Raw genomic sequence first — 11,279 nt, forward strand, 5'->3', positions numbered from 1 at the left:
CCATACCCAATTATAGACGATGCTTCTATTGCAAGCACACTACAAATTGCCTATTACCCGACAGTATATGGTATATGTCCCGATGGTAAAATATATGAATTCGGAACAAAAACAGCAACTCAGTTAGTCGGTCTATTTGAAAGCAAATGTAATTTTACAGCAGCAGGCACCTCGGATAATGCAGGAATTTCGGATATTCTGCATGAAGTATGTATTTCTGGTGGAAGTGTAACGCCTAGTATAGAAATAGAAAACTTTGGAACTAATAATTTGACTAGTGCAACCTTAGAGTTATTAGAAGGAGATAATTCCGTCGAAACTAAGGATTGGAGTGGTAACTTATCGTCTCTAGCCAATGAAACCGTTGAGTTTAGCACTATTAATGATGTAACTTCCAATACAACTTATAGCGTTAAAATTGTGACTGCTAACGGAAATACTGACAGTTATACAGTTGGCAATGAGGCAAATATAGCTGTTGAAATTGCTCCTATGGAAACAGAAAACACCATTAAAATCACTATCGTGACTGACAATTACCCTGGTGAAACAAAATGGGATTTGAAAGACGATAATGGCAATGTCTTGAAAAGTTTTGGTCCTTATCAGCAAGGAACAGGATCTGGGGGCTCTGGAGGTCCAGATGCTATGCAAACTTTTGAATATTTTGTTGCTATCCCTGAGGGTATAAAATGTTACGAACTAAATGTTTACGATTCTTTTGGTGACGGCATGGGAACAAGTAATATTCAGTCGGGATACTCCATTAGTGGACACAATGTTGCCAGTGGTACTGATGTTATCAATCAATTAGTGAAACCTAATTTCGGCACATCTGTAAAAGAAATATTTTCATTGAATTCTGATGGTAATAGTCTTTCTCTGTCTGAACAATCAAAATCTGATTTTACTATTTTTCCAAATCCTACATATGACAATGCTAAACTAATATTTACTAACATAATGGATTCTGAAAAAGCGGAACTTTCAATAGTTAATGTTCTTGGAGAAATTGTATTTGAGGATGATATTGACATATCAAAAGGCAACAATGAAATTTCGTTGGATTTGATACATTTAAAAAGTGGTCTTTACACTGTAAATATACTATCGTCGTCTTTTAATCAATCAAAAAATATTATTAAAATAGATTAATTCTTTTCAAACAAATTTTAAAAAATAGCCTTCGGGCTATTTTTTTTTCTAAAGCTTAAACTGTAAATGCCAATTTCTAGGTATTTTTTATTAAATTTGCTTAAACTAACTTAATACTTAACAAACAAAATATGAAAGCATATATACTTATTCTATCGGCTTTATTGTTCATTACTACTGAATCTTTTGCTCAATTGCCTGATGGATCAATCGCTCCAGACTTCACAACAACAGATGTGAATGGAAATGAACACAGACTTTATGATTACTTAGATAACGGCTATACTGTTATTTTAGATATCAGCGCTACTTGGTGTGGCCCTTGCTGGAACTATCACATTGGTGGTACTTTCGAAGAAATATGGGAAGCTCATGGTCCTGCAGGTGAGCCAGGTGTTAGCTCTAACACAACTGATGATGTAATGATTCTTTGGTTTGAAGGTGACGGTGGAACTGCTCTCAGTGAATTAGAAAATAGTGATTTTGGAAACTGGTTAGCACCAGAAGGAAATGAAGTGTTTTTCCCTATCAGCAATGACGACAATATTGCTAGCTTATATCAACTTCCTTATTGGCCAGTAATATATACCATTTGCCCTAACAGAACCCTTGTTGAATCAGGGCAATTGACAGCGGCTGCTCACTACAACGGCATATCAAATTGTCCTACAGAAACTGAAGGTACTAACGCTGCCATATTAAATATTAATACTGATATCCTTCCTGACGGTTGCGAAGCTAGTGCCTCAGGAAATTTCTCAGTTGTTGTTCAAAATATGGGTACTGAAAACCTAACTTCATTTACTGTTGAAGTAAGTTCTAACGGACAAAGTATCGCTACCGAAGATTTTAGTGGAAATCTAAATCTTTTCGAAACAACTACTGTCAACTTCGGAAATATCACAGTTGATGGAGAAACAATAGACGTTGAAATTACATCATCTGATGATAATGATAATGACAATACCCTAACACATTCTGTTAATTTTTCAACGGGTCAATCCTCTCAAATGGTTACTGTAAATCTACTAACAGACAATTATGGAAACGAAACCTACATGCAGATAACTGATGATAATAATAATGTTATATGGTTTGAAGGTAATGAAGCTGTTGCCGGAAATGTAGGAACAGGACAGTTAGCACCTGAAGATGCTACTAATCCATTAGGAAATAACCAAGTTTATGAATGGGATGTAACACTTCCATCTACAGGCTGTTTCAAATTTGAGATTACCGATTACTATGGTGATGGACTAGCTGCTTCAACTAACACTAATGGTGGTGTTGATGGAGATTGGTCTATTGAAGATAACAATGGAGTTATTATTGCTCAACAAACAGTTCAAAATTTCGAAAATGAAGACGATTCATATTTTGAAAACACTGAAGCTGGAACATCTTCAATTGGTGAAAATGAAAAAGTTAGTTTTTCTATCTATCCAAACCCTGTAAATACAAACGCTACCATAGAAGTTAATCTTTCTGAAAATTCTAATGTTAGATTAGATATCGTAAACGTTTTAGGGGAAGTAGCTCTTTCAGAATCACACCGTATGAATTCTGGCAATAATTCTATCAACATAAACGTTAGTCAACTAACTAGTGGTATTTACTTTGCTCACCTTACTGTAAATGGTGAAACAAAGACAACTAAAATCACAGTTACTAAATAGAGGATAATTTGCTTATAACAAAAAAGGTCAGTAGATTAGCCACACTAATTTGCTGACCTTTTTTTAATGCTTAAAAACTAAAAAACTACTATGAAAAAATTCTTGATTTTCACCGCCTTATTATCATTCAGTCTAATCTCTTTTTCTCAAAATAGAGCATTACCTAAAATAGATTTAAAAACATTAGATAATAACACCATTAACACCTCTGATTTTGATAACGATGGCAAACCCATTGTCATTAGTTTTTGGGCAACGTGGTGCAAGCCTTGTGTCAAAGAATTATCAAACATTGCCGAAATCTATGAAGATTGGCAAGATGAAACAGGAGTAAAAATTATCGCTATATCTATTGACGACGCAAGAAATATGAGTAAAGTAAAGCCTAAGGTAAATGCCGAAATGTGGGATTATGAAGTTTATATTGACCCGAACGGAGACCTCAAAAGAGCGATGGGCGTTGGCTCAGTACCTCATACATTTTTATTAAACGAAAATAAAGAAATCGTTTGGCAACACACAGGCTATAAAGATGGTGATGAATACGATTTGTATGAAGAAATTGAAGCAATATCAAAATAAACAATGAGAACATTAACTCTAATTATTGTCTGTGGTTTTATTCCTTTTCTCAATTGGGCGCAAGACAATCAAAATGGTAGCATTCAAGGTGATTTTAACTTTAGTGCCCAAAGCTATTCAGAAGACCCTGCAATAAATGCCCAAAAAGTGGATGAAACTATGCTAATGAATGCGTATTCCAACATACGGTTCAACAAAGGCAACTTCACTACTGGTGTTCGCTTCGAAAGTTACTTAAACGTCCTTCAAGGGTTTGACTCTCGCTTCGATGGCAATGGCATTCCTTATCGATTTGCACAATACAATGTCAACGGACTAGATATTACTGTAGGTAATTTCTACGAGCAATTTGGCAATGGTCTCATATTTAGAAGTTATGAGGAGAAAACGCTAGGCATCGACAATGCAATGGATGGTGTACGTCTGAAATACAGCCCATTAAAAGGATTATCACTAAAAGGTTTTGTAGCTACTCAACGCTTATTTTGGGAACAAGGACCAGGCATTATCAGAGGCATAGATGCTGAGTTAAATCTAAACGATGCCTTACCGTCATTAGAAAATAGCAAGACTAATGCAATACTTGGAGGTAGCTTTGTCAGCCGTTTTGAAGAAGACAACAACCCTGTATATAACCTTCCCGAAAATGTAGCGGCTTATGCTGTTCGTACAACAATAAACAGAGGAAAGATTTCATTTAACTCAGAATACGCCTATAAATATAATGACCCTGCAGGAAGTGTTACATACAATAATTATGCGCCAGGAAGTGCTTTAATGACCAACCTCAGCTATTCTGAAAGAGGATTAGGAATTATTTTAGAAGCACACCGAGTAGATAATATGGATTACCGTTCCAAAAGAGGGGGAACAGGAAAAGAATTGACACTAAACTATATTCCCGCCATTAGTAAACAACACGCTTACACTTTGGCTGCTTTTTATCCATTTGCTACTCAGCCAATGGGAGAATTAGGCTTTCAAGGAGAAATCAATTACACCTTCAAAAAGAAAACTAAAATTGGCGGAAAATACAGCACTCAAATCGCTTTTAATTACTCTAGGATTAACGGCTTAAATGGAGGCCCATCTGAGTTAACCCTCAATAGAGATCATAACCCAAAGTTTTTTAGCGTTATTAATGAAGAGCTATACTTCAGAGATTTCAACTTTGATATAAAAAAGAAAATCAGTAAAAAAGTCAAACTGATGGCCAACTACTTAGATATCATCTACAACAAAGATGTTATTCAAGGTAAAAATATTGGCAAAAATATTCACGCAAGGGTTGGTATTCTGGAAATGAATTACAAAATGAAACCTAAACATACTATTAGAGGTGAATTTCAATACTTATCGGTTGATAAAAGTGAAGAATACTACAAAGACCAAGGCGATTGGGTGATGGGTTTAGTGGAATACACATTTTCTCCCCACTGGTTTTTTGCTTTCGTTGACCAATATAATGGCGGATATACTAGTGAAGGAAAAACATATGAAGCAGTACACTATTTAAACATTAGCTGTGGTTATACCAAAGGAACAAATCGTTTTGAGCTAGGATATGGTAAGGTTAGAGAAGGCATATTCTGTGTTGGTGGTGTATGTAGAAATGTACCTTCTTCGAATGGTTTTACTCTTAATATAACTTCAAGCTTTTAAATTATGAAAAAGAATTATTATTTATTACTAAGCCTATTTCTTGTTAGTTTAAGTTTTTCATGTGACACCATAGAAAATGATAATTTCACTGATCCAAATGCAGGTTTTCCTTGGCTAGGCAAAAAAGTCCTTGTTGAAGATTTTACAGGCTATAAGTGTACCAATTGCCCTGCTGCATCTGCAGAATTATATACTATTGAAGAGCTATATCCTGACAAAGTGATTGGTATTGCTATACATGCTGGTTCTTTTGCACAACCTAGCGGAGTCTTTGAAACTGACTTTAGAACAGACGAAGGAAATGAAATCACTGATTTTTTCGGACCCGATGGCTTCCCTATAGGGATGGTCGATAGACAAGGATACCCTGAAAATACGTTGTTAAACTACACTGATTGGGCAAGTAAGGTTTTAGACCAACTTTTGCAAGTACCTACTGTTGAACTATCAATAACTGAATCAAACAACCAAATCGAAATTGAAGCTAGAAGACTGTCTGAAGCTAATAATGACTTAAAACTAGTAGTTTGTATTACAGAAGATAAAATTATTGACAAACAAATCGATGGTTCTGATTTGATAGAAGACTACGAACATAACCACGTATTAAGAAAGGTAGTTAATGGAACTTGGGGAAGTAGCATAGAGTTAGGCAACACCTCCACCTCTTTTACTTTTAACTATACTTTGGAAGATTTTTGGGTAAAAAGTAACTGTAATGTCGTTGCTTTCGTATACGATAATAGTAACAAAGAAGTGTTACAAGTAGAAAAAATACATTTGTATGATTAAAAATCAATAGAATGAATAAAATCTTAACCTTTTTAATATTTATAAGCACGTCGCAGTATGTAGTTTCGCAAAATCCTGTAGTCAATGATATACAAGATGCCTCTAACTTTCTAGGAGCTTATTTTTCACCTTTTTCTGAAAGTATTGGAGCAGGGCTCAATAGAGGATGGTACAATACGGCAAAGCCACATAAGTTAGCGGGTTTTGATGTTAGCCTAAGCATAAATCTCATAACTGTAAGTGATGAGCTATCATCCTTTGATGCCAATAGCTTAGACAATTTTAGCAGCTCTTCATCTTCAACCCCAACACTATTAGGTAGCGGTGAAGGCGCTACTATAAGTTACCAAGGCAATGAATTTGTTATGCCTAACCAAAACATCAATTTAAAAACCATTCCTATCCCAACTCTTAATGCTGGTGTTGGTTTAATTAAAGGTACGGAAGTCAACCTTAGATACATTCCTAGCTACAATTACGATATCGGTTTTGTCGGAAAGGGCTCAATCGAATTATATGGCTTTGGCTTGAAACACGATATTTTGCAGTGGCTGCCTCTTAACAAATTACTTCCTTTCGATTTGTCATTTCAAGGTGCTTTTAGTCAATTCAACACCTCTTTTGAGGTGGAAAGTCAAAGTATTAGGCAAGATGTAAGTTTAGACATCAGAGCGACTACTTTTAATCTCATTCTTTCTAAAAAGTTTTCGGTCGTATCAGCTTATGCAAGTGTTGGACAAAACACTGTGAATTCAACTTTCACGGGCAATACCAATTTTAAATTGGGTAGCTCAAGCACTTTAGACTTTGACTTACCCCTAAATATAGAATTGCCAAAGTCATCAGAAATGCAAGCTTCTGCAGGTGTTCGATTTCAATTTGCTATCTTTACACTTTATGCCAATCAAACCTTTTCTAGCTATCCCGTTACATCAGCAGGAATTGGTCTAAGCTTTAGATGATACGACTAATATTCATATGTTTTATTTTCCTTGGAGTCAGTAGTTATTCAATAGCACAAAACTTCAAGGCAGGACTTGTTGCCGGCATCAGCACATCTCAAGTATCTGGCGACCAATTAGGAGGTTTCAATAAAATAGGGCTTAAACTAGGCGCATCGGTCAACCATATTATCAATCCAGCTAGTCGTGGGCAATTAGCCATTTATTACATAGACAAAGGAAGTAACGACCTAAATAGTGATTTCAAAATAGACTTATCGTACATTGAAACGTCTTGGTGCGTACAAAAGACTTCTAAAGGCTTTATCTATGAAGGCGGGTTATTATTCGGCGTTTTGGTAGATGGCAAGACTTATGACATTTATGGTTACGAAGACATTCAAAAAAGTGATTTTCATAAATTCGATATAGGCGCAAAATTAGCTGCTGGAATAAAACTCAAGCCACAGCTTTCTATGTTCTGGGAATTGAGTAATAGCATTCCCTTTTTTCCCGTTCAAGACCATCCTGGCAGAGCAACCTACGGACTAAACAAAGGCAAATATAATTCCATATTTAGTTTTTCTTTCCGATATTTGTTCTCTGAATGAGTAAGAAACAAAAAATAGTCGTTTCGGTAAGTGGTGCTAGTGGTGCTATCTATGCCAAAGTGTTGTTTGATAAACTACAACAGCTACATAATCAAGTTGAAGACGTAGGTATTTTGATGTCTGACAATGCAAAATACGTTTGGAAAACAGAATTAGGTAATACCGATTACAAAGATTTACCATTTACGTTCTACAAACCTCAAGACTTCACGGCACCCTTTGCCTCTGGATCGGCACGTTACGAAACAATGATTATTTGTCCTTGTTCAATGGGTACATTAGGGCGTATCGCTCAAGGAATATCCAACGACTTAACCACTCGGGCTGCCGATGTAATCCTTAAAGAAAGAAGAAAGCTTATTCTAGTAGCAAGAGACACACCGTTTAATCTGATTCATATTAACAATATGAAAACCATTACTGAAGCAGGTGGTATCATTTGTCCAGCTACACCATCTTTCTATAGTAATCCATCTACTTTTGAGGAACTTGCCGCTACAGTGGTCGATAGAGTTATTGCCCTAGCAGGATTAGAGCAAAATTCTTACCAATGGGGGCAATAAAATAACTGAACCTTCAGTTATCATATTATCAAAACCAAATTTCTATGTTACGATTTTGCAAAACTATTTTAAGTAAGGTGTCTTTCGATAAAAATTTATTCAAAAAGGAACTTAAAAAATCTACACGGCTATTAAGCAAAAATGAACAAATGGTACTGAAAATATGGTGCTTAACAACTTTTGCTAATTATAAAGACGTTATTCTTGACGTATTTGAAAATACTATTTAAGAAAATCTATATTTCGTTGTAAGCCTGTAAACTTAGTCCGCTTAACTGCTGAATTCTTAAATACTTTTCTGAACGTATCTTCAGTAAGCTCTTGCCAATCTCGTTTATTCATCTCTAATAAATCGCTATGTGGTTCAAAGCGTTGCTCGTTATGTGGTGTGGAAAAACGATTCCAAGGACAAACATCTTGACAAACATCACAGCCAAACATCCAATCGTCCATTTTTCCTTTCATCTCGCCCGGAATAGACTCTTTTAACTCTATAGTAAAGTAAGATATGCATTTGCTCCCATCGACTTGATAGGGCGCAATAATGGCTTGAGTAGGACAGGCATCAATACATGCCGTACATGTACCACAATGATCGAGAACTGCTAAGTCTGGCTCTACTTCTAAATCGATAATCAACTCGGCAATGAAGAAAAACGAACCCTGCTGCTTATTAATCAAATTGGTGTTTTTACCTATCCACCCTAACCCACTACGCTTAGCCCATGCCTTATCCATTACAGGAGCACTATCTACAAATACTCTTCCGTTGACTTCTCCAATTTCTTCTTGAATGAAACGTAACAAATCCTTCAGCTTATCTTTTATCACAAAATGATAGTCTTCTCCATAGGCGTACTTTGATAGCTTAGGAGCATCCGAATTTTGAGCTTCTTCGGTATAATAATTCAATAAAAGTGAGACAACCGTTTTAGCATCATCTACCAACAAACGAGGATCTAAACGCTTGTCGAAGTGATTGGCCATATAGCCCATTTCACCATGTTTCTTTTCATTAAGCCACTTTTCTAATCGAGGTGCTTCATCTTCTAAAAAGTCGGCTTTAGAAAAACCGCAATGGGAAAACCCCAAGCGTAGAGCTTCATTTTTAATGAGTGATTTATAAGATTTATTCGAAGAGTCCACCGATTTGTGAAGATGGGTTTATACCTAAATGCTTATAGGCTTTTTCTGTTGCTTGTCTTCCTCTTGGTGTACGCATAAGGTAACCTTCTTGAATGAGAAAAGGCTCATACACTTCTTCAATAGTGCCACTTTGTTCACCTACTGCCGTAGCAATGGTAGTCAGTCCCACAGGACCCCCTTTGAATTTATCGATTATAGCTGATAAAATACGGTTGTCCATATCATCGAGACCATGAGCATCAACATTGAGAGCATCTAAAGCAATATGTGTAATTTCTAAAGTAATGGTGCCGTCACCTTTGACTTGTGCAAAATCTCTAACTCTACGCAATAAGGCGTTAGCAATACGAGGTGTTCCTCGACTTCTTCCTGCTATTTCATTAGCTGCTGTTTTCGAGATAGAAATATCCAAAATACTTGACGAACGATTGACAATATCGGAAAGCGTTTGAACATTGTAATACTCCAAACGTGAGTTGATACCAAAACGTGCTCTTAGAGGTGCTGTTAGCAATCCTGAACGAGTAGTAGCTCCAATTAATGTAAAGGGGTTTAGCTCAATCTGAACAGCACGGGCGTTAGGCCCAGACTCAATCATAATATCGATTTTGAAATCTTCCATTGCTGAGTACAAATACTCTTCAACAATGGGGCTTAAGCGATGTATCTCATCGATAAATAAGATGTCACCATCTTCAAGGTTGGTTAATAATCCAGCTAAATCACCCGGTTTGTCAAGAACAGGGCCAGAACTTATTTTTATACCCACCCCCATTTCATTAGCTATGATATTAGATAGTGTTGTTTTTCCTAAACCTGGAGGACCATGTAAAAGAACATGGTCTAGGGCTTCGCCTCTCATCTTGGCAGCACTAACAAAAACTTTGAGGTTCTCAACCACTTTAGGTTGTCCACTAAAATCTTCAAACTGCTTGGGCCGTAAAGCCTTGTCTAGTTCTAAATCTACCTTGGATAGTGAATCTCGTTCTGGGTTCAAATTCTCATTCATCTCAAACAAAGATAAACTAAAATAGAAGTAAACGAAATAGTAATGTAGGATTAGATATTTATAATCTCTATCTCGACTCGCCTATCATACTTAGGGCCTTTATGTAATGGGAATTTGTCTTCCAAACCAACATAAGATAATCGCTCAGGGTTAATCCCTTTAAAAATAAGATAATCATAGATGCGCTTGGCTCGACGTGCAGAAAGAGTTTCTTGCTGATCTTCAGCGAAGGTGAAATCCGCATCGAATATATGACCTTGTATTTGAATCACTAAATTAGGGTGTTTGACTAATTCTTGGAATAAGGTTTTGAGCGTGGGCATAGATTCTTCTAATAAGATATCTTCTCCTCCTTGAAACAATATACCATTCAAAATAAATTTATCGCCACTTTTAATATTTCGCTTAGGTTCTGTATTGATGTTAAAAATGATATCTACTCGTCTGCTTTTTTCTATTAGAGTAGTAATTTCTTCATCCGTTAGGGCTTTGGCATCTGTTTGAATACACCAATTGACAGACTTCAATTGTTGGTTTTTGAATACCGACTTCAATTCTTTGGTGATAAATCTTGAGCGCTTTTGGGTTAAATCCAAAAGGAAGCTTTTGTATTCGCCATCATCACAATAGCCTAAAACTTCTATGCGAACCACCTCGTTGGTTTGGCATACGCTATCCAAATATTTTCGAAAGGTTAAACGGTCATGTGTATTTAAGGTGCTTTTATTTTCATCGAAAAAAATACTGTGACTGAAAGCATTTAAAGCATCGGCTGAGATGCTAAAAATGCTAAAAACAAGTATTATAATGAAAATGTTAGAGTTTTTCATAAGTGCAGCCGTTAAATAAACTACACATTTATACGATGCATGAAGGGATTAGGTTAAAGTGTTTATAGATTTAAAAATTCTAAAACTTGAAATCAAACTGAAGCTTGTCGCTACTATAAGAATTAAGAGAATGAGTGTTTTCATGATAGAAGTCTGTAAGTATTCAAAAGTTAATAAAAAAGCCCCATCTTTCGATGAGGCTTTTTATTAATTCTTTGATAAGAAAACGTTAATGTTCTTCTTCGCCTTCTTTGAGTGGTGTAATCTGAGATACAAAATCTTCATCAGCACCCGGCTTACTGTAATCGTATG

The 11,279-nt window shown here is 36.0% G+C and carries 11 protein-coding genes; 8 read left to right on the forward strand and 3 right to left on the reverse strand.

Annotation, left to right across the window (positions count from 1 at the left end; translation table 11 throughout):
* The 8 genes from P8I29_02660 to P8I29_02695 form a co-directional block, all read left to right on the forward strand.
* Window positions 1–1,155: T9SS type A sorting domain-containing protein (locus tag P8I29_02660; protein ID MDG1916699.1), on the forward strand; the 1,155-nt coding region annotated here is incomplete at its 5' end.
* A 131-nt stretch (window positions 1,156–1,286) separates the two neighbouring features.
* Complete coding sequence (locus P8I29_02665) at window positions 1,287–2,831, forward strand: T9SS type A sorting domain-containing protein (GenBank protein ID MDG1916700.1); 1,545 nt, start codon at window positions 1,287–1,289, stop codon at window positions 2,829–2,831.
* A 90-nt stretch (window positions 2,832–2,921) separates the two neighbouring features.
* Window positions 2,922–3,413 carry a TlpA disulfide reductase family protein gene (locus P8I29_02670; protein ID MDG1916701.1) on the forward strand — a complete coding sequence of 164 codons (492 nt, stop codon included), beginning with the start codon at window positions 2,922–2,924 and terminating at the stop codon, window positions 3,411–3,413.
* Between the two features lie 3 nt (window positions 3,414–3,416).
* The gene (locus P8I29_02675) at window positions 3,417–5,075 is read left to right on the forward strand and encodes a DUF6029 family protein (protein ID MDG1916702.1); all 1,659 of its coding nucleotides are present in this window, start codon (window positions 3,417–3,419) and stop codon (window positions 5,073–5,075) included.
* Between the two features lie 3 nt (window positions 5,076–5,078).
* Entirely contained in the window at window positions 5,079–5,867 is a 789-nt protein-coding gene (locus P8I29_02680; protein ID MDG1916703.1) for an Omp28 family outer membrane lipoprotein, read from the forward strand.
* Between the two features lie 11 nt (window positions 5,868–5,878).
* Window positions 5,879–6,829 (forward strand): hypothetical protein, encoded by a 951-nt coding sequence (locus P8I29_02685; protein MDG1916704.1) that lies wholly within the window; start codon window positions 5,879–5,881, stop codon window positions 6,827–6,829.
* Window positions 6,826–7,419, forward strand: a complete 594-nt coding sequence (locus P8I29_02690; protein ID MDG1916705.1) for a hypothetical protein — start codon at window positions 6,826–6,828, stop codon at window positions 7,417–7,419. The genes P8I29_02685 and P8I29_02690 overlap by 4 nt, the downstream gene beginning before the upstream one ends.
* Complete coding sequence (locus tag P8I29_02695; protein ID MDG1916706.1) at window positions 7,416–7,982, forward strand: UbiX family flavin prenyltransferase; 567 nt, start codon at window positions 7,416–7,418, stop codon at window positions 7,980–7,982. Before P8I29_02690 ends, P8I29_02695 begins: the two co-directional genes overlap by 4 nt.
* Window positions 7,983–8,204: 222 nt before the next feature.
* On the opposite strand, the gene queG is transcribed toward P8I29_02695, so the two are convergent.
* The 3 genes from queG to P8I29_02710 are packed head-to-tail and all read right to left on the reverse strand — an operon-like array spanning window position 8,205 to window position 10,967.
* Window positions 8,205–9,128, reverse strand: a complete 924-nt coding sequence (gene queG, locus P8I29_02700) for a tRNA epoxyqueuosine(34) reductase QueG (GenBank protein ID MDG1916707.1) — start codon at window positions 9,126–9,128, stop codon at window positions 8,205–8,207.
* A complete protein-coding gene (ruvB, locus tag P8I29_02705; protein MDG1916708.1) occupies window positions 9,112–10,137 on the reverse strand; it encodes a Holliday junction branch migration DNA helicase RuvB in 1,026 nt (341 codons plus the stop codon). Before ruvB ends, queG begins: the two co-directional genes overlap by 17 nt.
* Before the next feature lie 50 nt (window positions 10,138–10,187).
* Window positions 10,188–10,967 carry an OmpA family protein gene (locus P8I29_02710; GenBank protein ID MDG1916709.1) on the reverse strand — a complete coding sequence of 260 codons (780 nt, stop codon included), beginning with the start codon at window positions 10,965–10,967 and terminating at the stop codon, window positions 10,188–10,190.
* Window positions 10,968–11,279 lie beyond the last annotated feature (312 nt).

The sequence above is a fragment of the Flavobacteriales bacterium genome, assembly GCA_029248105.1.
In the GTDB taxonomy this organism is placed as follows: Bacteria; Bacteroidota; Bacteroidia; order Flavobacteriales; family UBA7312; genus UBA8444.